Below are 24036 nucleotides of genomic sequence, written 5' to 3'. Positions count from 1 at the left end.
CTCAGGCCGGGTCCAGCGCGACCAGTGGCTGGTCGTACTCGACCGGCTGGCCGTCGGCGGCGAGGACCTCGGCGACCCGGCCGCCCCGGTCGGCGGTCACCTCGTTCATCAGCTTCATCGCCTCGACGATGCCGATGACCTGACCGGGCCGGACCAGGTCCCCGACGGCGACGAAGGGCGTGGCGGCCGGCTCCGGCGCCCGGTAGAACGTGCCGACGATGGGCGAACGCACGGCGTACCGGCCCGGTGGCGGCGCGGCCGGCGGGGGCGCCGGGCGGGCCGCGACGGGTGTGGCATCGGCGGGGGCCCCGGCGGGGCCGTGCCACTCCACCTCCAGCACCGTGTCCCCGCTGCGCAGCCGCACCCGCCGCAGCGGGCCGGCGAGCTCGGCGGCGAGATGCCGGGCGTGCCGCCGCAGCCCGGCCAGCACGGCGTCCACACCGTGGCCCGCCTCCGCGCCGGTGACCGGCCCAGCCCCGTGCCCCGGCTGCGCGGCAGAGGTCAGGTGCCCGTCGGCCGCCGGCCGCGTCCCGGGAGTCAGGTGCACGGCGGAGGCCGGCTGCGCGTCGGGGGCCGGCCGCGCATCGGAGGTCGGCCGCGCGGCGGTCGTCGCCTCCGTGCCGGCCGCCGACGGCGGGGCGTCGACCGGGAACCCGCCGGCGCTCACCGGGCACCCGCCCGCGCGCCGAGGCGGGCGGCGCCGAAGCGCCGGAAACGCTGCCGCCGACGGCGGACCAGCGTGGCGGGCGGCACGTCGAGCAGCGGCAGCAGGTGCGCCAGCACCGCCTCCCGCAGCGCCCGAGCGGCAGCCTCCGGATCGTGGTGGGCACCCGGGGCCGGCTCGGGGACGAGGTCGTCGACGATGCCGAGCCGGCACAGGTCGGGTGCGGTCAGCCGCAACGCGCGGGCCGCCTGCGGGGCGGCGCCCCGGTCCGGCCAGAGGATGGCGGCGCAGCCCTCCGGGCTGATCACCGAGTAGACGGCGTGCTGGAGCATGAGCACCCGGTCGGCCACCGCGAGGGCCAGCGCACCACCGCTGCCGCCCTCGCCGGTGATCACGGCGACGACGGGGGTGGGCAGCACGGTCAGGGCGAGGATGTTATCCGCGATGGCCGCCGCCTGGCCCTGTTCCTCGGCGCTCACGCCGGGATCAGCCCCGGGTGTGTCGACCAGGGTCACCACCGGCAGGCCGAGACGGGCGGCGAGGCGCATCAGCCGCAGCGCCTTGCGGTGTCCGGCCGGGCTCGCCATGCCGAAGTTGCGCCCGACCAGCTCGGCGGTGGTGTGTCCCTTCTGGTGCCCGATCACCATGACGGGCCGGCCGTCCAGCCGGGCCAGCCCGCCCACCACGGCCGGGCAGTCCGCGCCGAGCCGGTCGCCGTGCAGCTCGACGAAGCCGTCGAACGCCGTCTCCAGGTAGTCCAGCGTGGTCGGTCGGCCGGGGTGCCGGGCCAGCCGTACCGTCTCCCAGGCGTCGCCGACCGGCGTCGCGGCGGACTGCCCGTCCGCGGGCCGCGCCACCAGCGGCGACGGCTCCTGCCGGGGTACGCCCGGACGGGACGCGGGCCGCCGCCCGGCCCGCGCGGCGGCGAGCAGCGCCACCAGCCGGCCCCGCAGGGCGTGCCGGGGCACCACCATGTCGACCTGGCCGTGCCGGAGCAGGAAGTCGGCGGTCTGGAAGCCCTCCGGCAGCTCCCGGCCGGTGACCTGCCGGATCACCCGGGGGCCGGCGAACCCCATCCGCGCGCCGCTCTCGGCGAGCACCACGTCGGTGTTGGTGGCGAACGAGGCGGCCACTCCCCCGTACGTCGGGTCGGTGAGGACGCTGACGGTGAGCAGGCCGTCCTCCCGCAACGCGGCGATCGCCTGGCTGACCGTGGCCATCTGCATCAGCGACAGGGCGCCCTCCTGCATCCGCGCCCCGCCGGAGGCGGTGACCAGGACCAGCGGAACCCCGTCGGTGAGGGCCCGCTCGGCGGCCCTGGTGATCAGCTCCCCGACGACGCAGCCCAGGCTGCCACCGAGGAACCGGAAGTCCATCACGGCGAGCGCGCACGGATGCCGACCGATGGTCGCGGTGCCGCAGACGACCGCCTCGGCCAGTCCGGTGCCGGCCCGCGCCGCGGTGAGCCGGTGCGGGTACGGCAGCAGGTCGACGAAGCCGATCGGGTCGATCTCGGCAGGACGGTCCGGCAGGACGGTGAACGACCCCGGGTCGACGAGCTGGAGCAGCCGCTCGGGCGCGGCGAGGCGGGCGTGCGCGCCGCACTCGGGGCAGACGTCGAGGTTGCGCCGCAGCCGCTTGCGGTACAGCAGGGTGGCGCAGCCGCCGCACCGGGACCAGAGCTGTCCCTCGCGGGGCACGGTGGCGGTCACGACGACCGCCCGGCGGGCGCGGCGTCGAAGCGGTAGAAGCAGCGGGCCATCGCGTCGCGCGGCTCCCGCCACGTCGGCAGGTACGGCGACACGTACGGCCGCAGCCGGGCACTGACCCGGGCGAACTCGGGGTGCCCCCGGGCCGCCTCGACCGCTCCCCCGCCCGGCGCCTCCGTCTCCAGCAGGTGCACGTAGAGGTCACCCAGCCGGTAGAGCGACCGGTGCCGCACCCCGACCAGGCGCGGCAGCTCGGTCGCGTCGGACTCGGCGAAGATCTCGGCGACGCGCGCCTCGGCGCTCGGCACCACCTTCGCGACGATCAGCGAACGGTCCATGGATGGGCCTCCCCCCACGGCATCCGGCGTCGTGACGACGGCGCCGGCCGAGCCGGACGACTGGCGACACGATGCGGCCACGGGCGTCACGGAGGCGTCACCGCCGGCCGCCGGGCAGCGACGCCACCTCGTGACGCTGCGTTGACGCTGACTGTGCATCCGCTGTGTGGCACCGATCAACCAAAGTGGACTATCCCCAGTTGGGAACGGTTTTCGTGGACGCCGGCAGGCAAGCGCGATCCCACCCGGAATATTGACTGAGAGTGATCGCGATTGATAGTCTTCGTGACGGTCAGCCCGGCGGCCGCGGCGTGCGACGCCGTGCCGCGGCGGAGCGATCCGACAGTGGGGTCATGGCAGCCGCGCCGGGAGAGCAGACGAGTCGGGACGATCGTTCCGCAGGGGGTGCCGCCGTGGCCGCTGATCCGTCGACGCCGACCACCGGGTGCCGTCCCGGCGCCGAGATCTCGCTGCACCTGCTCGGCGGGTTCCGGCTGCTGCACGGCGACGCTCCGGTCGTGGTGCCGCGCGGCCTGCAACGGGTCATCGCGCTGATCGGGCTTCGCCCCGGCGCCACCCGCAGCCACCTGGCCGGCCTGCTCTGGCCCGACGCGCCGGAGGACCGCGCGCTGTCGTCGCTGCGGACCGCGCTGTGGCGGCTGCGCCAGGACCCGTGCTGCCCGATCACCACCTCCGGTGACACCGTCTCCCTCGGCCCGGTCGTCCGGGTCGACGTCGACGCGCTCGTCGGCACGGCGGCGAGGGTGCGCGACGGCGACGACCCGTGCGCCGCCGCCGCGCTCGCCGCCGGCCGGCACGACCTGCTCCCCGGCTGGTACGACGACTGGGTGCTCACCGACCGGGAACGGCTGCGCCAGCTGCGCCTGCACATGCTGGAGGACCTGGCCGGCCAGCACCTGTCGGCGGGCCGCCACGGCACCGCGCTGGAAGCCGCCCTGGAGGCGATGGCCGCCGAGCCGCTACGCGAGACGCCGCACCGGCTGGTGGTCCGCATCCACCTCGCCGAGGGCAACGCCTTCGAGGCCGTGCACGCCTTCTACGTGTACCGCGACCTGCTGTTGCGGGAACTGCGGCTGGAACCCTCGGCGGCGATGACCGCGCTGCTCGACGACACCCTCGCGCCGATCCGGGAGGCCACCCGGGACACCCCGGCCGGGACGCGCCGGACTCCGTCCAACCGGGTCGCGCCCCGCGCCCGCTGAGGCGGCGTCACCGGCGCGGCGACCCGTGTGACGGACAGGTGACAGTCGCCCGGGCACCGTGGACCGCACAACAGTCCGTGGTCTCCGCCATGGTCGCGGAGCGCCACCGGCGAGAGGGGTCCCATGAGCCGTCTACTGATCGTCAGCAGGATCATCCCGGGCGCGGAGGGGCGGGTGGCGCAGATCTTCGCCGAGTCCGACGCGACCGAACTTCCCGGCCTCACCGGGGTCCGGCACCGGTCCCTGTACTGCCTGCACGACCTGTGCGTGCACCTGATGGAGACCGCCGACGTGGACCCGGACGCGTTGGCCGACGCCCGCAACCACCCGCTCTACCGCCAGGTCAACGAGCGGCTGTCGGCGCACACCACACCGTACCTGCCGACCTGGCGCTCACCGCGCGACGCGATCGCGGGCTGCTTCTACCGGTGGGACGCCGCCGACGCGGCGTCGTCGCACGCGGCCGGCTGAGCGGGGCGGTCGCCATGTCGTCCCGACCACCCCACGTGCTGATCATCGGGGCCGGCACCGGCGGGCTGTGCCTGGCGCACGGCCTGCGCCGGGCCGGAATCAGCGTCGCCGTCTACGAGCGGTACCGCACCCGCGGCGAGGGACTGCTCGGCTACCGCGTCGGCATCGGGCCGACCGGCAGCCGCGCGCTGCGCGAGTGCCTGCCGCCCGCCCTGTTCGACGTCTACCTCGCCACCTGCGCCCGCTCCCCCCGCTACTTCAACGTCATCACGCAGGGGATGCGCCGCACGGCCTCGTTCACGCTCCGGCCGGACACCGACCCGGTGAACACCGAACGGTCGGTGGCCCGGATGACCCTGCGCCAGGTCCTGCTCACCGGCATGGAGGACGCGGTCCACTTCGACAAGACCTTCGTCCGGTACGACCAACGCGACGACGGCACCGTGACCGCGCACTTCGCCGACGGCAGCACCGCCACCGGCGACCTGCTCGTCGCCGCGGACGGCACCGGATCAGCGGTACGCCGCCAGTACCTGCCGCACGCCGTCACCCGCGACGCCGGCACCATCAACATCGCCACCCGGATCCCCCTGACCCCGCACACCCGGGGGCTGCTGCCGGAACGGAGCGAACAGGGCATCTCGCTGATCTTCGGCAGCGGCGGGATGATGGGCGTACTGCACGTCATGGAGTTCAAGTGGGACCGCGACGGCGCGCTCAAGCCCGGCGTCGACCCCGCCGACGCCGCACTGCTGCACGGCTGGCCCGGGCTGCGCCACGATCCCACCCGCGACAACATCAACCTGGTCGTCTGGAGCACCGCCCGCCGGTTCCCCTCCGACGTCATGCGGCGGCGCGGGGATGATCTCGTCCTGCTCGCCCTGCGGCTCACCCGCAACTGGCACCCGAACCTGCGCGAACTGCTCGCCCACAGCGACCCGGGCAGCGCCCTGCCGATCAAGGTGACCACCAGCGAGCCGGTGCCGCCGTGGAAGAGCAGCACCGTCACCCTGCTCGGCGACGCCATCCACACGATGACACCGGGACGCGGGGTGGGCGCCAACACCGCCCTGCGCGACGCCGCCCTGCTCGCCCGGCAACTCCGGCTGGCCGCGACCGGCGACAAGACACTGCTCCAGGCGGTGGCCGACTACGAGGCCGCGATGCTGCCGTACGGGTTCGCCCGCGTCGCCGACTCGCTCAACCGAAGCGGCACCAGCGGGGACGACCGGATGTACAAGCCGGTCGTCGGCCGGCTCGCGCTGCTCGGCGCGCGGGGCTACTTCGGCGTCACCAGTCGGGTGCCGCGGCTGGCGCGGCGGTTCGTCGACGACTTCTACAGCTACCGGGGCGAGGAGGACTGACCGTCCGACGGGGACCACGGCGTTCGAGCGGCGCCGTGGTCCCCTCCCGCCCCACCGCACGGCGAACGCCCGGACAGCGACCCTCCGTCGTACGCCGGACACCGCCGGTTGCGACCCGTCCCGCCGTCACGGCGGGTACCCGGTCCTGCCTGTCAGCCTCACTCGGCGTGTGCGAAGCTGCGGCGAGTTTTTCTCGCGGGTTTCCGGACGTGAACGATAGGGAGGTTTGCCGTGGCGTGGTCTTTCGGGCACTGGCTGATACTGATCGTGGCTCTGGCGGTGGGCGTGGCGGTCGGTCGGTTCTGGCGCGGCCGGCAGGGCGCGGCGGTCACCGCGCAGCCGGCGGCCACTGTGGGCGGTGAGCCGGTCGCCGGCATGACCGCCGTGGTGGTCGACCCGCCTCCCACCGCCACCCTGGACGAGGCGCGCCCCGAGGTGACCGTGGACCCGACGCCGGACGCGGTCGCCGACCGCGTCCCCGACGCTCCCGGGGCCGACACCTCCGCAGCCGCCGACCCGGCGGCCCCCGACGCTCGGCCGGCCACGGTCGTCGCGGCCGACATGTCCCGCGCCGACGCCGTCGACCCGGCCGACATGGCGCTGACCGGTGACCCGGTGCCGGCCCCCGACACCGAGCCCGCACCGCTCGACACCGCCACCGACGCCCGGCCGGGCCACGAGGTCGTGCTGCCGGTGGCGGCCGAGGTGACCGGTCCCGTCGACCGCCGACCGGCGCAGGAGTCCACCCCGGCCGCCGAGCCGGAGGACGCTCCCAGCGTCCCGGCCGAGCCCGAGGTCGCGCCCGTTCCCGCGGCAACCACTGCTGTCGACCCGGAACCGGTTCCCGCCACCCAGGCTGACCCGGAGCCGGCTGCTGCCACCCCGGCCGAGGCGGAGCCGGTTCCCGCTGCCATCGCCGCCGAGCCGGAACTCGTTCCCGCCGCCCCGACCGAGCCGGCGATCGCCGCCGCGGTCGAAGCCGCCCCGGCCTCCGACGTACCCGCCGAGCCGGAGTCGACGCAGGCCGACGCGCCTGTCGAGCCGGTGGTCGTGCCGGCGCCGCGTACCGAGGTGGCCGACTCCGACGCCGCCGACGACTTCCGCCGGATCCAGGGCGTGGGCCCGAAGATGGCCGCAGCGTTGCAGGCAGCAGGCATCCGGACGTACCGGCAGTTGGCGGAGCTGGACGAGGCCGCCCTGCGGGAGACCATCCGGGCCGCCGGGCTGCGGGCCGCGCCGAGCCTGGCGACCTGGCCGCAGCAGGCGAAGGTGCTTGCCGGCGCTGGGCAGGAGGCGGTCGCCGCCCTGCCGACCCCGGTGGGCGGCGCGGACGCCTGAGCGGCGTCGTCCCCGCTGCCGTACCACCCGGTTCGGCGTCGGACGGCGGGACCCGGCGCACCGGATACCGCCCCACGACCGACCACTGAACGCCGACATCGCGGTGCTCCACTCACGGGCGCCGCGATGTCGGCGTTTCGGGGTCGAGAGGAGGCGGGCGGCGGAACACCAGCGGTTCTCCCTCGGCCTACTGGTCCTGTCCGCCGCCCGGTCAGGCAGCCCGGTCCGCTCACGGTCGGAGTCCCGGCGGGTCAGACCAACGCGGCGGCGTACGTCCGGGGCTGAAGTCGCCGCCCGGCGGCGGGGCCGAGCCGCACCTGGAGCCCGAGCGGCGCGGCGGCCCGACGCACGTCGTCGACGTGCAGCGAGCCGTGCCGGTCCACGGTCAGCACCGGCGGCTCCTCCGGCTCGCCACCCGGGGCGTGGAACGACAGCAACGTCACCGAGGTCGGCAGGTGCCCGGGGTACGCGGCCCGCGCCGCCGCCTCGTCCCGGTGGGCCAGCACCACCAGGCCGTCGAGGTGGGCGAAGTCCGCGAGGATGCCGTCGGCCGTCCAGTGTGCCGGCTCCTCGTCGGCGCCCGTCAGGTGCCGGGACCGGTTCGCCGAGGTGATGTGGAGGTGGTTCACCCCGGCCTCGGCGGCCGCCCGGACGAGAAACGCGTTCGACGGGCAGGCCAGCCCCGGCGCGATCACCTGCGTGGTGCGCACCCCCTGGTCGTGCTGGGTGAGATGGGCGGGCAGGCGGTCGACGGCGGGGCCACGGAAGCCGAACGGCCCGCTGCCGTAGAGCGTCTCCATGAGCTGCCGCACCCGGTTGCCCGGCAGCCGTGGCGGCACCCTCGACCAGTCGAACATGGCCGGGATCCCTCCGAAGCCCGCGGTGAGGCTGCCGATCTGGCCGGCGGGCCGCCCCTTGGCGAGGTTGACCCGGCGCACGGCGGCTGCCTCCGGGCGGGTCACGAGGGCGTAGAAGTTCCCGAAGGCCACCGCGACGACCGCGCCGCCGGCCAGCGCGCGGGCGGCGGTGGCGACGTCGTCGGGGCGGTCGACGTACAGCTGCGGTGTCCGGGCGTCCATCGTGTCCTCCTGCGCGGTGCCGTGACGCAGTTCTACGCCCGTTCGACCGTCGCGCGCCGCGGTCGGTCGCCGATCCGATAGCGGCGGGACGACCGGCAACGCCGTTAGCCGTCGACCGGGATTGGGTACAACGCCCAGCACCTCGAACCACCACACCCTTGCGGAGGCAGCGATGCGCGGCACGTCGATATTCGGAGTCCTGGTCGTCATCTGGCTGATCATCGGCGCGGTCGCCGCCGGGCAGCGCGGCTACTACAGCGGCGACGACACGAACTGTGCCGAGGCCGGCACGATCCTGGTGACCATCGTGGCCGGGCCCCTGAACTACATCGGGGCCAACCCGAAGGTCGACTGCGAGTTGCCCCAGCCGTCCAGGTAGGGATGTCCCCATCCGGCCCGCGTCCCCTCGGGCGCGGGCCGAACCGTGTCCGGCGAGGCCGTGCCGCCTCGCCCATCCCGGGCCGGCTGCCCTTCTTCCCCGGTCGCCCCCGGTCGGGCCGCCGTCGGAGGTCCGGTCGTTCGTGGTGGCCCACACACGGCGTACGGCATCCTAGGAGGCTGGGGTTCTCGATGTCGCCTCCGGCGGACGCAGCCGGCCCCGCCAGCCGATCATCGTGATCGCGCTGGCGGGGCCGGCTGCGGTGGGCCTTCCCGGACGGGACGCCCGACCACGGTCAGCGGAAGCAGTTCGCGACCGGCACCGTGCCGCCCTCGCAGTTGGTGGAGTCGTTGTCGATGATGTCGGTCTCGTCGTCGACCCTGACCCGGGCCTTCTCCGCGAACAGGCCACCGGGCTTCACCGAGGCGCCGTTGCCGCTCACCACGCTGGCAAAGAGGGAGACCTGACCCTGCGTCGCGAAGACACCGCCACCCTTTGATTTCGCGCCGACGGCGTGGTTGCCCTCGACCTCGCTCTGCCGCACCAGCAGGTTCGACTTCTCGGCGAAGATCCCGCCGCCGGAGCCCCGGGCCGTGTTGCCCGCCACGACGCTGTCGTCCACCGGGACCAGGCCCTGGAAGGTGGAGATGCCGCCGCCGTTGCCCGTGGCGGTGTTGTCGCGCACCTCCAGGCCGCGCAGGAAGATCAGCGCGTCGGAGTTGGCGATGCCGCCGCCGGTCTGCGCGGTGTTGCCCACCACCTTCGTGTCGGCGACCCGGGTGCGGGCCGAGAAGCTGGCGACGCCGCCGCCCTGCGCCGCGTTGTTACGCGCGAAGGTGCTCGAGTGCACCTCGGCCGCACCGCGGTAGTTGGCGAGGCCACCGCCGTACGCGACGGCGCTGTTGCCCCGGAACTCCGACGTACGCAGGCTCAGCACGCCACCGTTGAGCAGGCCCCCGCCCTTGCCCGCGGTGCCGGCGGCGTGGTTGCCCACGAACGTGCTGTCGGTGACCACCAGGTGGCCGTCGTTGAAGATCCCGCCGCCGCCTCCCTCCGCGGAGAGGGAGGTGCTGTCGACGACGGTGGTGCGCTCGACCACGGCGGACGCGCCGTGCACGACGTGGATGCTGCCGCCCTCCGCGGCGGAGAGGCCGTTGCGGAGCACGACGTCGGACAGCGTCAACTCCCCGCCGTCGCGCACGGTGAAGAACCGGAACGCCTCGGCGTGCGTGTCCCGGACGATGGTGGCCCCCTCGCCACGGATGGTGATCGGGTGGTAGATGACGGGCAGCCCCGCCCGGTCGTGCTGCGGGTTGCGCGGGGGCGCCTCGGCGTCGCCGGGGTTCTCCGCGCTGTCGGCGGCCTCCCGGGCGTCGCGGATCCCGCCGTCGTAGTCGTCGGGCTGCTGGAAGGCGTGGGTGAGCTCGTACGTGCACCTCGACGCCAGCCGCAGGTCGGCTCCGCCCTCGGCGTTGGCCCGGACCAGCGCCGAGATCAGCTTCGCGGAGTCGCACGGCACCGCGACCTCCGTGCGGTGCCCGGTGCCGGGCCCCCGCTCCGCCTGCCCCGGGCGCTCCTGCTCGTCCCTGCCGCCGGGGCGCTCCCCGGCCGATCCGCCTCGGCGCCCCTCACCCGACTCCTCGGAGCGCTGCGCGCCGAGGTCGCCGCGGCGCTGCTCGCGGCGGTCGTCGCGGTTCCACTCGCCGGAGCCGTCGCCGCGCAGCACCAGCGACGGCACCTCCGAGCCGGTGGACAGGTCCCGGTCACCCGCCGCGGCGGCGGCACCGGTCACCCCGGCCACTTGCGCCACCAGGCTGCCCGCCACGAGGCCGCCGGCTAAGAACCACCGGGACCGCCGCCTGGGTGGTGCTGCCCGTCGGCCCCCTTGATACGTCGTCATCAGACTTTCCTGCCTCTCGCGCTGACCGTCCGCGTCGAACCGGACGCGGGGCGGCTGACGTCACGACAGCCGCCGAAGGCCCACGATACGGGCGAGAATTGGGCAAGTCCGGCGAACATGAATAAACGTACTGTTCACCTTGAGCGGCACGAACAAGCGCAAACGGCTGAGGAGACCGGCGGTACCGGATCAGCCGCCGACGTGGATACCGGGCCGGCGGGCGGGATCCGGCTCGCACTTGCGGATGATCTCCCGTACGACGGGCGGGGTGTCACCGCGGCCGAGGATGAGGTAGCGCAGCAGGTGCACGAGCGGGTTCCCCTCCGACCACTCGAAGTGCGCGTGCGGGCGGACGCCGGTGGCGTCGCGCAGCGCCAGCAGGATCGCCGCGATGGCGTTGGGGGCCGCCGGGCTGCTGGCCCGCAGCACGCGGAAGCCGCCCACCTCCACACCGCGCACCCGCAGCACCTGGCTGAACTCCGACGGGTCGACCACGTCGATCTCCAGGAAGAGGATGTCCCCCTCGCCCGGCACGGGATTCATCCCCCGCTGCGCCCGCTCCTTGACCGTGTACTCCTTGACCGCGCCGCCGGCGCGCTTGTGGGCGATGAGGTGCAGCCGCCCGTCGTGCGCCAGCGAGTCGGCGATGAACCGGCGGGCCGGCTCGTCGAACTCGATCCGCTCCGTACGCAGCTCGGTGGTCCGGGTCACCCGCGAGACCAGCGAGACGACGACGATGCCGAGGATGAACAGCGCGGAGATGGCGATGCCGTCCGGCTTCGCGATGACGTTCTCGGCGAGGGCGTACAGCAGGACCAGGGTGAGCACGGCGAAGCCGCCGGCCACGACGCGCTCCTGGCGGCGGGCCGCGGAGATCGTGACCGCCACGGCGGCCGAGACCATCATGGCGAGGATGCCGGTCGCGTACGCGCCGGCCTGGTCGTCGACGTCGGCCCGGAACACCAGGGTGATCGCGACGCTGACCACGGTGTAGACGATCACGACGGGCCGCACGGCCCGGGCCCACTCCGGCGCCATGCCGTAGGTGGGCAGGTAGCGGGGCACGATGTTGATCAGACCGGCCATCGCGGAGGCACCGGCGAACCAGAGGATCAGCACGCTGCTGACGTCGTAGGCGGTGCCGAACGCCCCGCCGAGGCGCTCGTGGGCGAGGTACGCCAGTGCCCGACCGTTCGCGTCCCCGCCCGGCTCGAACTCCTCGGCGGGGACGAGCACCGTGGTGACGAGGGTGGTCGAGATCAGGTACACGGACATGACCAGCGCGGCGGCGGTGAGCAGCCGGCGGGTGTTACGGATCCGGGCCGCCAGGCGCGCCTCGCGGTCCGCTCCCGAGCCGGCCACCAACGGCATCATGCTCACCCCCGTCTCGAAGCCGGAGAGCCCCAGCACCAGCAGCGGGAACGCCAGCACGGCGGTCACGGCCACCTCGCCGGGACCGCCACCGACGGTCAGCGCGGCGGTCCAGTCCGACAGCGTCCCCGGGTCCGTCGCGATCCCGGCCAGCCCGTCCGCCACGATCACCGCGTTCAGGGCGAGGAAGACCGCGACCAGCGGGACGGCCACCGCGACCGCCTCCCGGAACCCGAGCAGGAAGACCCCGCCGAGGGTGAGCAGCAGCGCGACGGTGACACCGACGGCGACGCCCGTGCCGCCGACGTCGTCGGGCACGAGCGGGTTCTCCAGCAGGTGCACGGTGGCGTCGGCCGAGGAGAGGGTGATCGTGATGATCCAGGAGGTGGCCACGAAACCGAGCAGGACCAGCACGAAGATCTTGCCACGCCAGAACGGGAGCAGTCGTTCCAGCATCGCCACCGAGCCCTGCCCGTGCGGGCTCTCCCGGGCCACCCTGCGGTACATGGGCAGCATCCCGAACAGCGTCAGCGCGACGATGAGCAGGGTGGCCAGCGGGGAGAGCGCCCCGGCGGCCACCGCCGCGATGCCGGGCAGATACGACAGGGTGGAGAAGTAGTCCACCCCGGTCAGGCACATGACCTGCCACCACGGGTGCGAGCGGGCCTGCCCCTCCGCGGCCTCGGGGCCGACCGGCTGCACCCGGTGTGCGAACAGCCACCGGCGCAGCGGGCCCGGCGGCGGGTCCGGCCGGGTGGGGCTGGCCTGCGCCTCCGGTACGGCGACGGGGCGACCGGCGCGGTCGCCGGAGCGGGTCGGGTCCCGGGCGGCGCGCAGGTCCCGTGTCGGGCCGCCGGCCGGCGGTCGGCGACCACGCGTGCGCCGCGACCTCGGCCCGTGCTCGTCGCGCATGCCCCGTCCCCACCCTCGGCGGTCCTGACCCGACCGTAGGCGGTCGCCGGCCGGCCGCCCGTCGGAACGGTGAAGCCGGAACTGCTCAGTCCCCACCCGGGCCGGCCAGCGCCCCGGCCAGGGCGTCCGGGTCGGCCACGGTGACCGTCACCCCGGGGTGCCGGAGCCATCCGCCGGGCAGCAGGGCGGGCACCGGCCGGGCGAAGCGGAGGCAGAGCCCGGCGGCGGTGCTGCTGGCGAAGGTGACGCCGCCGTCGACCAGCGAGAGGCGCGCGCCGATCGCCCGCCACCAGCGGTACGGCCCGCCGGGCGTGACGCCGACGACGTTGCGCCGGGCGGTGCGCAGCCGCCACGGGCCGAACCGCACCGCCAACTCGTCCCCGTCCACGCCGACCCAGGCGGTCGCCGGCCGGACGCCGAGCAGCGCGAGTGCAGGCCGGAAGGCCGGGTCGAAGCGGAACGCGAACCGTTGCCCACCTCGTCCTGGGCCAGGATGGCGCTCGGCTCGTCCACGGCGGGGCTCGCCGGTCATCCCGGCCTGCCCGACCGGCCGGCCCGGCGGGCGTCGCCCGGTCGGGCGGGGCGGGCTGGTGCGACGGGCCGGGGGCGGGGGCGGGCGGCGGGCCGACGGGCCGGGTGACTCATGGCGCGGGCGTACCCCGTGTGGGCCGGCCGACACCCCCCGGGCCGGCCGGCCCGTCACCGCGCGGCCCGGTCCCCGGCCGGCCCGTCCGCTCGCCCGTCGCGCCGACGGGTCGGCGTCGGGTGAGGGACGCGTCCCCGCGCTCCGCCTCGTGCCGGTGCGGGCGGAGCGCGGGAACCCCCCGTCCCGGCTACTGCAGGAACGCCCCGAGGGGCGAGAGCAGCAGCCGGCCGAGCGCCGCGGCGGTGTCGTCCAGCCGCGCGCGCTCGCACTCGTGGGCGGCCGGATCGTGCCGGCACCGCCAGATCTTCTGCGCGTTACGCCAGGCGACGTCGCGGGTGTACTCGACCAGCTCCCCCTGGTACCAGTCGTCGATGTCGCCGTTGAGCATGTCGATGAGCAGCTGCCACCGCTCCAGGTAGCCGCGCCGCAGACCGGGGATCTTGTCCGCGAAGATGTCGTTGATCTCCAGGTAGTCGCGGTGCTGGTCGGTGCCGTCGACCGGCTCCGACTCCAGGCTGTCGAACGTGGTCACCAGCGCGAACGGCAGGTCGAAGTTGATGTGCGCGTTCACCCCGGCGGCGGCCGACGGCAGCGGGCGGGCGTCCGGGCCGCGCATCCGCTGGAACAGGCAGGCCCACGCCTTCGGCGTGCCCGGGCTGGAGTCGGTCCACAGCCGCATCGCGTCGAAATAGCGGGCGGCGAACTCCACGTCCAGCCGGGACAGGAACACCGGATCGTTGAACCGGTCGTCGTAGAGGCCGTTCAGCACGCTCTCGGTGATCGTCAGGTACAGCCTGTTGAAGTCGGCCAGCGGGCAGCTCGCCTCCAGCGGAGGCAGCCGGACCAGCAGGTCCTGGAGCTTGGTGAGGTGGTCGACCACCGCCGGCACGTCGGCGGGATGGTCGGCGAGCAGGTCGACGATGTCCCGATGCACGGGCCCCCACACCGGTTCCGTCATCTCTCCTCCACAGTGGTTCCCCCCGGCATTCCCGTGCCGTCGGCGACGCAGCACAGCCTTCCAGCCGGCGACGGCCGGCCGGATCAGTAGAACGACGTATCCCTGCCGCCCGTCAGTCGGGCCGGCTGCGTAGGAAGATCGCGCTGGCCTGCACCCGGGTGCGGACCTGGAGCTTGTCGAAGATGTGCGAGACGTGCACGCCGATGGTGCGTTCGCTGATGAACAGCCGCTGGCCGATCTCCCGGTTGGTCAGCCCCTCGGCGACCGCGGTGAGCACCTCCCGCTCCCGGGCCGTCAGCGCCGCCAACTCGTCGCCGTCCGCCCCGGCGGCCGGAGCGCCGGTGGCCGGGCGGTCCTCCAGCGACACCCGCGCCCGGCCCGCGAGGGTACGGATCTCCGAGGTCAGCGGCACCGCGCCGAGCCCCTGCGCCACCTCGTACGCCTGCCGCAGCAGCTTGGCCGCCGTGGCGCTGCGACTGCGCCGGGCCAGCAGCGCCTCCGCCTGGCGCAGCCGGGAGTACGCCGCCGGATAGGGGTGGTGACGGCGGTCCCACTGCGCCACCGAACGGGCCCACAGCTCCGGGTCGCTGCTCTCGAGGCGGCTCACCTCGGCGGCGCACAGCGCCAGGAAGCCGTCCACCACGTCGCGCACCGGTCGGGCGGCGTGCTCGCTCTTGCGGGCGACCCGGTCGGCCACCTCCCGCAGCCGCCGTACCGCGGTCGGGTCGACGGCCACGGCGCGGCTGGCGTGCGCCTCGGCCTCGGCCCGCAGGCCGTGCCACACCAGCGCGGCGAGGATGCCCACGTCGTCGGAGCGGCTCTCGGTCAGGCCTCGCTGCACCGCCTGCCGGGCCAGGTCGTGCCGGCCCTGCCACATGGCGAGCCCCGCCCGCAGGGTGAGCAGCGGGATCACGTGCCGCGCCCCGCCGCCGGCCAGCACCGTGGCCACGGCGTCCAGGTCGCGGTCGGCGGCCGCGATGTCGCCGTAGCCCACCGACAGCCGGCAGCGCGCCAGCAGCAGTTCCACCGCGTCCGCGCCGGAGGGGCGGTGCCGCAGCGCCGCCGCGACGACCTTCTCCGCCTCGGCCCACTGGCCGACCCGGAACAGTCCGTTGGTGGCGATGGCCAGCAACCGGGTCTCGTACGTGCGGCCCAGGCCGAGCTCGGCCACCCGCTCGGCGCCCCGACGGGCGACGACGACACCCTCCTCCAGGACGTTGAGCGGGCCGGTCAGCAGCTCGGCCAGGTGCAGGTACGCGCAGGCCACGTCCTCCGGGCGGCCGGAGCGCTCGGCGGTCTCCAGCGCGCGTCGCATCACCGCCAGCCCGGCGTCCGGGTCCTCCAGGTACGCCTCGGAGAAGCCGAGCGCCGCGCTGGCCAGCACCACCTCCGACGTGGAGCCGCTCACGGCGGCCGACAGCTCCAGCGCCTCCCGGGCCCGGCGGCCGGCGTCGGCGTACCGGCCGAGGTGCAGCAGCAGCTCGGCCAGGTGCGCGGCGGCGGTCGCCCGCTCCCGGGGCGTGCAGTCGGCGGCCTCCAAGGCCCGCTGGTACTCCGCCTCGGCCGGCGCCGAACGACCGGCGGCAGCCAGGTAGCGGGCCCGGCGGATGTGCAGCGCGCAGGCCGACGGGTCGGCGTCGGCGGCTGCCAGCTCCTCCAGCAGCGTCAACGCCCGGGCGTGTTCACCACAGTGGTGGGCGGCCTCGGCGGCGTGCCCCAGCAGGGCCACCCGGTCCACGTCGGGTGTCGCCACGCCCGGGGAGGCCGCCAGCTGCAACGCGACCGACCAGTGCCGGTGCGCCTCGGCCCAGCCGTGCAGCCGCTCGGCCTCCCGGGCCGCGGCCACAGCCGCCGGCAGGGCCAACGCCGGCTCGCCGGCCAGCCGCCAGTGGTGCGCCAGGCGCGCCTGGTGCAGCTCGGCCGGGGCCGCGGTCAGCGCCTCGGCGTAGCGGCGGTGCAGGGCGGCGCGCTCCGCCGACAGCAGCTCGTGCTCCAGCACCTCGGCGACCAGCCGGTGCCGCAGCCGGTAGCCGTCGTCCCCGCTCACCAGCAACCGGTGGGCGACGGCCGCCCGGGCGGCCTCGATCAGCTCCTCCTCGGGCAGCCGCACCACCCGGGCCAGCAGCCAGTGCTCCACCGGCTCGACGCCGGCCGCCACCGCGTGCACCACGGCGTGCGCGTGCTGAGGCAGCGCGTCCACCCGGTCGAGGAAGATCTCGCGCAGCGTGTCGGAGAGCCCGTCCCGGCCGTCGCGCAGGCCGCGGGCCAGCTCCTCCACCACGAACGGGTTGCCGCCGCTGCGCTGCCACACCAGCTCCGCGGCCTCCGGGGCGAGCGGCCCGCCGACCACGGCGGCGGCGAGCCGGTCGGTGTCGGCCCGGTCCAGCGGGGCCAGGTCGAGCACCCGCACCGTACGCAGCCGGCGCAGCTCGGTGAGCACCCGGCGCAGCGGGTGCGCGCCCTGCAACGACTCGGCCCGCACCGCCGCGAGCACGGACAACTGGAGGTCACCCAGCCCGGCCAGCAGGTAGAGCAGCAACTGCCGGGTGCTGCGGTCGACCCACTGGAGGTCGTCCAGGACGAGAACCAGCGGCCGCCCCTCGGCGATCAGGTGCAGCCCACGGGAGACCCGCTCCAGCAGCGCCCCGGCGCCGTCCGGGCCGGCGGTCTCCTCGGCGAACATCTGCAGAAGGCCACGGACCCCCGAGGAGGTCTGGTCGTGGGAACCGGTCAGCTCGGCGTCGAGGCGGCGCAGTGCCTGGAGCAGCGGGTGCAGCGGCGACGCGTCGCCGATGTCCAGACAGGAGCCGGTGAGCACCAGGGCGCCGGCGTCCCGCAGTCGGGCGCCCGCCTCGCGCAGCAGCCGGGTCTTGCCGACGCCGCTCTCACCGGTGAGGAAGACGGCGGCGGTCTGCCCCTGCGTGACGTCGTCGAGCAGCACGGATCGTACGGTCGTCACCAGGTCGGCCCGGCCGACGAGTGGTGCGGTGTCCACTTCGCTGGCCATGGCACGCAGCCTAGTCACATGTCCCCGCACCGTTCTACGGGTCTTTCGCGCCTGAGGTACTCCTCGCGTCGACATTACGACCGAAGGTTGCGTACGGCCGACATACGTCGTTCGGCAGATCCCCCGCCGGCCCATCGGTGACAGTGTCCGAAGCGTCGTCAGCCACCGCGGGGAAAGGCGGGTGCGATGCCCATGCCCACCATCGTCGCTGGTCCGCAGCGGGCCACGTCGGCAGGCTGGCCGGTGCCGGAGGAGAGACGCCTGGTCACCGTGCTGTTCGTCGACATCGTCGGGTCGACCGCGCTCGTCGACCGGCTCGACCCCGAGGACGTGCGGGCCCTGCAACGGGCGTACTTCGACACCGTCGCCGGGGTGCTGCGCCGGTGGCACGGGGTGGTCGAGAAGTACGTCGGCGACGCGGTGATGGCGCTGTTCGGGGCCCGCCGGTCCGACGGGTTCGACGCGTACCGGGCGGTACGGGCGGCGCTGGAGATCCAGGGCGCCCTCGACCGGAGGTCGCTGCCCGGCGCGCCGGGCCTGCGGGTCCGGGTCGGGGTGGCCACCGGCGAGGCGCTGGTGGAGCTCGCCGCCGCCCGCGACGGCGGGCACGGCGTGGCCAGCGGCGCGGTGATCACCACCGCCGCGCGGTTGCAGGAGTACGCGCCGCCGGGTGGCGTGGCGCTCTGCGCGGCCACCCATCGCGCCACGGCGGGGCTGGTCGACCAGCGTCGCGTGCCGCCGGTGGCCCTGGCCGGCAAGGCGCTGCCGGTGGACGTGTGGCACGCCACCGGCACGACCCGACCGGCCCCGACCCGGCACGAGGGGCCGCTGGTCGGGAGGCGACGGGAACTGGCCGCCGCCCGGGACCTGATCGTCCGGGCCGTCCGGGACCGCAGCCCGCGCTGGCTGTCGCTGGTCGGTCCCGCCGGCAGCGGGCGCAGCCGGCTGCTGCACGAGCTGACCGGCGCGGTGCGGACCGTGGACGGGGCGCCGGTGCGGTGGTGCGTCGCGCACTGCCCGCCGTACCCGGAGCCCCTGGCGCCCGTCGCGGACCTGGTGCGCGGGTTCGCCGGCCTGCGCGCCGGTGAGCCCCCCGCGACGGTACGGCGACGGCTCACCACCGCCCTCACGGACCTGGTCCCGCCCACCGCCCTGACCGAGGCGGTGTACGCGCTCGAGGCGCTGCTGGCCACGCCGGACGGCTCCGCCGACGCGGCGCGGGGCGCCGAGGTGGCCCGGGAGGCGCTCCTGGGGCTCGCCGCCCGGCAGCCGGTGATGGTGGCGGTGGACGACCTCGACCGGGCCACGGCGGCGCTGAACCGTTTCCTGCACCGCCTCTTCGCGGCAGCCACCGCCCGGTCGCTGCCGTTGGTGGTGGTGGCGCTGCACCGTCCCGAGTGGGCGGACGTGCTGCCCGGCCCACGGAGTCGGCGGCACCGGTTGGCGGTGCCACCACTGCGCGCGGTGGAGACCGGCCGGCTGCTGCGCCACCTGCTCGGCCCGGCCGACCGGCCGGCGGCGACGGTCGCCCGGCTGCTGCCGCTGGTCGGCGGCAACCCGGGACGGGCCGTCGCGTACGTGGCGTCGCTCGGCGCGGCGCGGTCCGACCCGTCGGCCGGCGTGGCGCAGTCCGTGCCGGAGGAGGTGCGCCGGGAGGTCGACGCCCGACTGGACCGCCTCGACGGGGCGCGGCGGGCCGTGCTGATGGCCGCCGCGACGGTCGGCGCCGGGGTCACCGCCGCGACGGCGGAACGTCTGCTCGACTGGGCGGCCGGACGGGCCGCCCCGGTGCTGCGCGCCCTGGTCGCGACGGGTCTGCTGGTCGCCCGCGCCGACGGCCGGTACGCCGTCGCCGACGCGGTGGTCCGCGAGGTCGCGTACGCCCGGCTGCCGAGGGCGGTGCGGGCCGTGTTCGCCCGCCGGGCCGGCCGGCAGGCGGACGCGTCGCCGGTCCCCATGGTCGCCCACGCCGCGCACGTGCCGGTGCGTACGGTCGCCGGCCGCCGGGGCGCTCGCGGGGCGCACCTGGCACCGCGCCGACGGCTCCCCGCCGCTCCCCGCCGCGCGCCCGTCCCGTCGGCACCTGCCGCGTCCGGCCCGGTGATCGCCGCCCGCACGGGCGGTCCGACGCCCGCCCTCCGTGCCCCCGACACGTTCGGTCTGGTCGGTGCCGCCGGCGCTGCTGGAGCCGGCCTGCCGGCCGCCCCCACCGAACACGGCGCGGCCGGCCGGGTGGTAGAGCTGCGCGAGTGGGCGGCGGCCCGCGACCGCGACCCGACGTCGGCTGGTGTGCACGGCACGGCGGGCCCCGCACGAACGGCCGGCGCGGCGAGGGCCGCCGACGGTGGCGGCGTCCTGCTCGCCGTCGGGCGGGGCGGGTCGGCGAGCCGGGACGGGCGCGGGCGAAGACCGAGGTGGGACCTGCCGCGCGGCACGCCGGAAGCGGCGTGAGCGGACGGGCGGCGACGTGAGCGGACGGACGCCCGGCGTGGGGCGCTCACCGCCGGATGTCCCCCACGATCCAAGTTAGCGGTCACCGGGCGCAGGCGGTATCGGGCGGCCGACCGAGTGCGCGGGCCGGCGCCGGCTGGCTAGGTTCGCCCGATGCCTGTCGAAGAGATCACCGCCTCCGCCGCCGGCAGTTGGAACCTCGGCGACCGCACCGTGCACCGGATGGGGTTCGGCTCCATGCGGCTCACCACCCATCCGGACCGGGCGCGTGCGGTCCGGGTCCTGCGCCGGGCCGTCGAACTCGGCGTCAACCACATCGACACCGCCGCCTTCTACGTCTCGCCGGGCGGGCCGCTCGGCGTCGGCACCGGTTCGCCCCGGTACGCCGCCGACCTGATCCGCGAGGCCCTCGCGCCGTACCCGGACGACCTGGTCATCACCACCAAGGTCGGGCCCTCCTTCGACGAGGCGACCCGGCACCGGGAACTGACCCCGGCGGAGCTGCGCCGGGAGGTGGAGGCGAACCTGCGCCGGCTGGGCCGCGACCACCTGGACGTGGTCAACCTGCGGATCGTCCGGCGGCCCGGGCAGGACTCGGTGGCGGAGCGGTTCGGCGCGCTGGCCGAACTGCGCGACGCCGGGCTGATCCGGCACCTCGGCCTGTCCAACGTGCGGGCCGACCACCTGGACGAGGCGCAGGACATCGCGCCGGTGGTGTGCGTGCAGAACGGGTACGCCCTCGACCTGAACCGGTGGGCCGACGAACTGCTGCGGGTCTGCGGCGAACGCGGGGTCGCCTTCGTGCCGTTCTTCGCGATCGCGGGCCCCGGGCGGGAGGCGGGAGGCGGCGGCGACCATGACGACGCCGTACGGGCGGTGGCGCACGCGCACGGCGCGACCCCGCACCAGATCCGCCTGGCCTGGACGCTGCACCAGGGACCGCACGTGCTGGCCATCCCCGGCACCGGCGACCCGGAGCACCTGGCGCAGAACGTGGCGGCCGGGGCGATCCGGCTCACCCCCGAGGAGCTGGCCCGCCTCGGCTGACGGTGGCCGCCGGCCGATCGCGGCGCGGCGCCGCCCGGCACTGCGGCGCTCACCTGGCAGCTGCGGTTCCCGCGCCGTGACGCGGCGTCGCCGGGTGTCGCGTCAGCGGCCGCCGAGGAAGGCGAGCGCCCGCTCCCACGTCTGGCTGGCAGCCGCCGGATCGTGGTCGGGCAGGCCCGGGTCGGTGTAGAGGTGACCGACCCCGGGATAGCGGTGGACGCTCAACTCCGCGCCCGCCCCGGTCATCGCCCGCAGCCACCGGCTGAGCTCGGGCTCCGGGGGGTACCCGTCCGGGTCGGCCATGTGCAGCTGCACCGGCAGGCCCGGACGGACCGCCTCCGGCACGCCACCGGCGCCGTGCATGAGCAGCAGCGCGGCGGCGTCGGGGCGCTCGGCCAGCAGCGCGCCGGCCACCGCGGCCCCCATGGAGAACCCGGCCAGCACCGTGTCGGGCGGCGTCTCGTGCAGCGCCGCCCGGGCCCGGCCCATCACGGCCGCCTCGCCGACGCGGTCGAGCAGGGCGAAGCCTTCCTCGACCGTGTTGGCGGCCGGCGCGTCGTAGAGGTCAGGTGTGACGACGTGGTGGCCGGCGGCGCGCAGCCGGTCGGCGGCGGTCAACACGGCGGGACGCAGCCCGCAGGCGGAATGAAACAGCACGACGTGTCCCATCGGGACATTCTGTCCGACCGTGGCGACGGGAGGGGGCCGCCGCGCGGGCCCGGGCCGCCCGCGCCCGCGCTCGTCGGCCGGTGGGGCTCAGCCGGCGGCCGGGGGCAGCGTGCGGCTGCGGCCCCGGAACTCGGCCACCACCGCGCCGTCCTCGCGGGTGACGGTGACGTCGTAGATGCCGCTGCGGCCGTACCGGGTGCGCTCGGTGGCGTGGGCCGTCAGCAGGTCCGCCTCGCGGGCGGGACGGACGAAGGTGATCTCGCCACCGGCGGCGACCGTGGCCGGGCCGTGACTGTTGCAGGCCAGCGCGAAGGCGGTGTCGGCGAGCAGGAACACGAACCCGCCGTGGGCGATGGCGTGGCCGTTGACCATCGCGGCGGTCACCCGCATCCGGGCCACCGCCGCGCCGTCGGCGGCGTCCACCAGCTCGATGCCGAGCCCTCGGGAGGCGACGTCGGCGGCGAACATGTCGTACGCGGCGTTACGCCCGGCCACCTCAGCCGCCCCGCCGCTGGTCGACGATCCGCCGCGTCCTGCCCATCGACCGCTCCACCCCGTCCGGGACGGCCCCCTCGACCGTCGATCTTGACACCGTACGCCGGCCTGCGGGGACGGCACCAGCGGCGGCCGTGACGGCCGTCGGGCCCGGCGCCCGGACACCCCTCCCGCCGATCATGTGCTGTTGCAAAATCATGGCAACAAGGCCTGGACGCGGTACGCATCCGTAACTAGCCTGATCCGCATGAGTCCTTACATCACGTATGCCGCCGCCTGGCAGGAGAGCTGGGACCGCCAGCAGGAGGCATACCTGCCGGACCGGGAGCACCGGTTCACCGCGATGCTCGACGCGGTCGACGCGGTCCGCGACGACGACCGGCTGCGGCTGCTCGACCTGGCCGGCGGCACCGGCAGCATCTCCGACCGGGCACTGCGCCGTTTCCCCCACGCCGAGGTGACCCTGGTGGACCTCGACCCGGCGCTGCTCGCCCTCGCCCGCGCCTCGCTCGGAGACCGGGTCACCATCGTCACCGCCGACCTGGGCCGGCCCGACTGGCACGCCGCGCTCCCCCACCGCGACTACGACGCCGTCCTCACCGCCACCGCGCTGCACTGGCTGCCGGCGGAGCGGCTCGAACGGCTCTACGCCGAACTGCGGGACCTGCTGCGGCCGGGCGGCATCCTGGTCAACGCCGACCACATGCCCGACGACGCGCTGCCGCAGCTCAGCAAGCGCCTGCTCGACCGGGCCAGGGACCGCCGGACGGCCCGGTACGCCGCCGGCGCCGCACTGTCCTGGACGGAGTGGTGGCAGCGGGCGGAAGCCGACCCGGCGCTGGGGCCGCTCGTCGCGCAGCGGCACGCCATCTACCCGACGGGGCACAGCCCGGAGTGGAACCCGCCCGTCTCCTGGCACCTGTCCGCGCTGGCCGCCGCCGGCTTCGCCGAGGTGGGCACGGTGTGGCGGGGCGGCGTCGACGCCGCCGTCGCCGGGGTGCGCTGACGGGCCCGCGGCCCGCCGTTGCCCCGCACCCGCCGGTGTCGCTCCCGGGACACCCGACGGCCGCCGCGCCGGACGTTAGGCTGGCGACCGTGCACCGAGCTCCCCGCCCGTGGCGCCGGTGGGGAGGCGAGGTGCCCGGACCGGACCCGCGGGTCGATCCCGACGTCGACCTGCGCGTACCCGCCGACCGGGGCGAGCTGACCGCCCGTCCCCGCGCGGTGCTCGGGGCCGTCGCCGCCGGCGGCGCACTCGGCGCCCTGGCCCGGGCCGGCCTCCAGCACGTCTTCCCGCACGGTCCGACGGGCTTCCCGTGGGCCACCTTCGCCGTCAACCTGAGCGGGTGCCTGCTGATCGGCGTCCTGATGGCGGCGCTCGACCGGTCCGGTGGCCGCCGGCCGCTGCTGCGCCCGTTCCTCGGCGTGGGGGTGCTCGGCGGCTACACCACCTTCTCGACGTACGCGGTGGACATCGACCGGGCACTCTCCGCCGGCGCTCCGGCCGTGGCGCTGGGCTACCTGGCCGCGACCCTGCTGGGCGCGCTGGCGGCGGTCTGGCTCGGCGACGCGCTCGCCGGCCGGCTGCTCGACCGGACGGCCGGCCCGGCGGACGGCGGGGGCGGGCGGTGACCGTGCTGCTGATCGCGCTCGGCGCTGCCGTCGGCGCGCCGCTGCGCTACCTCACCGACCGGGCGGTGCAGGCGCGACTCGGGTCGGCCTTCCCGTGGGGCACGCTGACGGTCAACGTGGTCGGTTCGCTGCTGCTCGGCCTCCTGGTCGGGCTCCCGGTCGGTCCGGCCGTAAGTGCGCTGCTCGGCACCGGCCTCTGCGGGGCACTGACGACGTACTCGACCTTCGGCTACGAGACGCTGCGGCTGGCCCGGCGGGGCCGGCGGTTCCTCGCCCTGGCCAACGCGCTGGCCAGCGTGGCCGCCGGCCTCGCCGCCGCCGGCGCCGGCCTCACCCTGGCCCGGGCACTGACCGGTTGACCGGCGTCGCCCCGCCCTCGGGAC

Annotated in this window: 21 protein-coding genes; 10 read left to right on the top strand and 11 right to left on the bottom strand. The window is 75.7% G+C overall.

The window, feature by feature from the left end:
- Window position 1: 1 nt before the first annotated feature.
- The 3 genes from accB to AB0D32_RS30035 form a co-directional block, all read right to left on the bottom strand.
- Window positions 2–547 (bottom strand): acetyl-CoA carboxylase biotin carboxyl carrier protein, encoded by a 546-nt coding sequence (gene accB / locus AB0D32_RS30045; RefSeq protein WP_357097461.1) that lies wholly within the window; start codon window positions 545–547, stop codon window positions 2–4.
- Window positions 548–663: 116 nt separating this feature from the next.
- Entirely contained in the window at window positions 664–2376 is a 1713-nt protein-coding gene (locus AB0D32_RS30040) for an acetyl-CoA carboxylase carboxyltransferase subunit alpha (protein ID WP_357097433.1), read from the bottom strand.
- Complete coding sequence (locus tag AB0D32_RS30035; RefSeq protein ID WP_357097431.1) at window positions 2373–2711, bottom strand: TcmI family type II polyketide cyclase; 339 nt, start codon at window positions 2709–2711, stop codon at window positions 2373–2375. Before AB0D32_RS30035 ends, AB0D32_RS30040 begins: the two co-directional genes overlap by 4 nt.
- A gap of 413 nt (window positions 2712–3124) precedes the next feature.
- Here AB0D32_RS30035 and AB0D32_RS30030 point away from each other — a divergent pair, with 413 nt between their 5' ends.
- The 4 genes from AB0D32_RS30030 to AB0D32_RS30015 all read left to right on the top strand — a co-directional run bounded on the left by AB0D32_RS30030 (window position 3125) and on the right by AB0D32_RS30015 (window position 7107).
- The gene (locus AB0D32_RS30030) at window positions 3125–3934 is read left to right on the top strand and encodes a BTAD domain-containing putative transcriptional regulator (protein ID WP_357097429.1); all 810 of its coding nucleotides are present in this window, start codon (window positions 3125–3127) and stop codon (window positions 3932–3934) included.
- A gap of 123 nt (window positions 3935–4057) precedes the next feature.
- The gene (locus AB0D32_RS30025) at window positions 4058–4405 is read left to right on the top strand and encodes a TcmI family type II polyketide cyclase (protein ID WP_357097427.1); all 348 of its coding nucleotides are present in this window, start codon (window positions 4058–4060) and stop codon (window positions 4403–4405) included.
- Window positions 4406–4419: 14 nt separating this feature from the next.
- On the top strand, window positions 4420–5769 hold the full coding sequence (locus AB0D32_RS30020; protein ID WP_357097425.1) for an NAD(P)/FAD-dependent oxidoreductase: 1350 nt from the start codon (window positions 4420–4422) through the stop codon (window positions 5767–5769).
- Window positions 5770–6000: 231 nt separating this feature from the next.
- Entirely contained in the window at window positions 6001–7107 is a 1107-nt protein-coding gene (locus tag AB0D32_RS30015) for a helix-hairpin-helix domain-containing protein (RefSeq protein ID WP_357097423.1), read from the top strand.
- Between the two features lie 251 nt (window positions 7108–7358).
- Here the strand turns inward: AB0D32_RS30015 and AB0D32_RS30010 are convergent, their stop codons facing one another.
- On the bottom strand, window positions 7359–8186 hold the full coding sequence (locus AB0D32_RS30010; RefSeq protein WP_357097421.1) for a hypothetical protein: 828 nt from the start codon (window positions 8184–8186) through the stop codon (window positions 7359–7361).
- A 172-nt stretch (window positions 8187–8358) separates the two neighbouring features.
- Here AB0D32_RS30010 and AB0D32_RS30005 point away from each other — a divergent pair, with 172 nt between their 5' ends.
- On the top strand, window positions 8359–8565 hold the full coding sequence (locus AB0D32_RS30005) for a hypothetical protein (RefSeq protein ID WP_350929403.1): 207 nt from the start codon (window positions 8359–8361) through the stop codon (window positions 8563–8565).
- 295 nt (window positions 8566–8860) lie between these two features.
- Here the strand turns inward: AB0D32_RS30005 and AB0D32_RS30000 are convergent, their stop codons facing one another.
- The 5 genes from AB0D32_RS30000 to AB0D32_RS29980 all read right to left on the bottom strand — a co-directional run bounded on the left by AB0D32_RS30000 (window position 8861) and on the right by AB0D32_RS29980 (window position 17359).
- Window positions 8861–10465, bottom strand: coding sequence for a hypothetical protein (locus tag AB0D32_RS30000; protein WP_357097418.1), 1605 nt, complete (start codon window positions 10463–10465; stop codon window positions 8861–8863).
- Window positions 10466–10654: 189 nt separating this feature from the next.
- On the bottom strand, window positions 10655–12748 hold the full coding sequence (locus AB0D32_RS29995) for an amino acid transporter (RefSeq protein ID WP_357097416.1): 2094 nt from the start codon (window positions 12746–12748) through the stop codon (window positions 10655–10657).
- Window positions 12749–12833: 85 nt separating this feature from the next.
- Window positions 12834–13280: a hypothetical protein gene (locus AB0D32_RS29990; RefSeq protein WP_357097414.1), complete on the bottom strand. Its 447-nt coding sequence runs from the start codon at window positions 13278–13280 to the stop codon at window positions 12834–12836.
- A gap of 301 nt (window positions 13281–13581) precedes the next feature.
- Window positions 13582–14352 (bottom strand): DUF5995 family protein, encoded by a 771-nt coding sequence (locus AB0D32_RS29985; RefSeq protein WP_357097412.1) that lies wholly within the window; start codon window positions 14350–14352, stop codon window positions 13582–13584.
- A gap of 112 nt (window positions 14353–14464) precedes the next feature.
- Window positions 14465–17359: an AAA family ATPase gene (locus AB0D32_RS29980; protein ID WP_357097410.1), complete on the bottom strand. Its 2895-nt coding sequence runs from the start codon at window positions 17357–17359 to the stop codon at window positions 14465–14467.
- A 186-nt stretch (window positions 17360–17545) separates the two neighbouring features.
- Between AB0D32_RS29980 and AB0D32_RS29975 the strand changes: the two genes are divergently transcribed.
- Together AB0D32_RS29975 and AB0D32_RS29970 are read left to right on the top strand one after the other, a co-directional pair.
- A complete protein-coding gene (locus AB0D32_RS29975) occupies window positions 17546–19810 on the top strand; it encodes an adenylate/guanylate cyclase domain-containing protein (protein ID WP_357097408.1) in 2265 nt (754 codons plus the stop codon).
- 153 nt (window positions 19811–19963) lie between these two features.
- Entirely contained in the window at window positions 19964–20857 is an 894-nt protein-coding gene (locus tag AB0D32_RS29970) for an aldo/keto reductase (protein WP_357097406.1), read from the top strand.
- Between the two features lie 102 nt (window positions 20858–20959).
- On the opposite strand, the gene AB0D32_RS29965 is transcribed toward AB0D32_RS29970, so the two are convergent.
- Window positions 20960–21526, bottom strand: a complete 567-nt coding sequence (locus tag AB0D32_RS29965; protein ID WP_357097404.1) for a dienelactone hydrolase family protein — start codon at window positions 21524–21526, stop codon at window positions 20960–20962.
- Between the two features lie 87 nt (window positions 21527–21613).
- Window positions 21614–21994 (bottom strand): hydroxyphenylacetyl-CoA thioesterase PaaI, encoded by a 381-nt coding sequence (paaI, locus tag AB0D32_RS29960; protein ID WP_357097459.1) that lies wholly within the window; start codon window positions 21992–21994, stop codon window positions 21614–21616.
- A gap of 274 nt (window positions 21995–22268) precedes the next feature.
- Between paaI and AB0D32_RS29955 the strand changes: the two genes are divergently transcribed.
- From AB0D32_RS29955 to crcB, 3 genes are all read left to right on the top strand, one after another.
- A complete protein-coding gene (locus AB0D32_RS29955; protein ID WP_357097402.1) occupies window positions 22269–23027 on the top strand; it encodes a class I SAM-dependent methyltransferase in 759 nt (252 codons plus the stop codon).
- Window positions 23028–23158: 131 nt separating this feature from the next.
- A complete protein-coding gene (locus tag AB0D32_RS29950; RefSeq protein ID WP_357097400.1) occupies window positions 23159–23653 on the top strand; it encodes a CrcB family protein in 495 nt (164 codons plus the stop codon).
- The gene (gene crcB, locus AB0D32_RS29945; RefSeq protein WP_357097398.1) at window positions 23650–24012 is read left to right on the top strand and encodes a fluoride efflux transporter CrcB; all 363 of its coding nucleotides are present in this window, start codon (window positions 23650–23652) and stop codon (window positions 24010–24012) included. The genes AB0D32_RS29950 and crcB overlap by 4 nt, the downstream gene beginning before the upstream one ends.
- The last annotated feature ends 24 nt before the right edge of the window (window positions 24013–24036 follow it).

It is taken from the genome of Micromonospora sp. NPDC048170, assembly GCF_040652795.1.
GTDB lineage: Bacteria > Actinomycetota > Actinomycetes > Mycobacteriales > Micromonosporaceae > Micromonospora.
The sequence above is the reverse complement of the archived record's forward strand: the minus strand, read 5'-3'. Positions and strand labels throughout refer to the sequence as shown.

Bases quoted from the DNA above. Each gene is read 5' to 3' on its own strand.
- AB0D32_RS30035 (WP_357097431.1), bottom strand. From the start codon at position 2,711: ATGGACCGTTCGCTGATCGTCGCGAAGGTGGTGCCGAGCGCCGAGGCG.
- AB0D32_RS30025 (WP_357097427.1), top strand. From the start codon at position 4,058: ATGAGCCGTCTACTGATCGTCAGCAGGATCATCCCGGGCGCGGAGGGG.
- AB0D32_RS30020 (WP_357097425.1), top strand. From the start codon at position 4,420: ATGTCGTCCCGACCACCCCACGTGCTGATCATCGGGGCCGGCACCGGC.
- AB0D32_RS30010 (WP_357097421.1), bottom strand. From the start codon at position 8,186: ATGGACGCCCGGACACCGCAGCTGTACGTCGACCGCCCCGACGACGTC.
- AB0D32_RS30005 (WP_350929403.1), top strand. From the start codon at position 8,359: ATGCGCGGCACGTCGATATTCGGAGTCCTGGTCGTCATCTGGCTGATC.
- AB0D32_RS30000 (WP_357097418.1), bottom strand. From the start codon at position 10,465: ATGACGACGTATCAAGGGGGCCGACGGGCAGCACCACCCAGGCGGCGG.
- AB0D32_RS29995 (WP_357097416.1), bottom strand. From the start codon at position 12,748: ATGCGCGACGAGCACGGGCCGAGGTCGCGGCGCACGCGTGGTCGCCGA.
- AB0D32_RS29990 (WP_357097414.1), bottom strand. From the start codon at position 13,280: ATGACCGGCGAGCCCCGCCGTGGACGAGCCGAGCGCCATCCTGGCCCA.
- AB0D32_RS29985 (WP_357097412.1), bottom strand. From the start codon at position 14,352: ATGACGGAACCGGTGTGGGGGCCCGTGCATCGGGACATCGTCGACCTG.
- AB0D32_RS29980 (WP_357097410.1), bottom strand. From the start codon at position 17,359: ATGGCCAGCGAAGTGGACACCGCACCACTCGTCGGCCGGGCCGACCTG.
- AB0D32_RS29975 (WP_357097408.1), top strand. From the start codon at position 17,546: ATGCCCATGCCCACCATCGTCGCTGGTCCGCAGCGGGCCACGTCGGCA.
- AB0D32_RS29970 (WP_357097406.1), top strand. From the start codon at position 19,964: ATGCCTGTCGAAGAGATCACCGCCTCCGCCGCCGGCAGTTGGAACCTC.
- AB0D32_RS29965 (WP_357097404.1), bottom strand. From the start codon at position 21,526: ATGGGACACGTCGTGCTGTTTCATTCCGCCTGCGGGCTGCGTCCCGCC.
- paaI (WP_357097459.1), bottom strand. From the start codon at position 21,994: ATGTTCGCCGCCGACGTCGCCTCCCGAGGGCTCGGCATCGAGCTGGTG.
- AB0D32_RS29955 (WP_357097402.1), top strand. From the start codon at position 22,269: ATGAGTCCTTACATCACGTATGCCGCCGCCTGGCAGGAGAGCTGGGAC.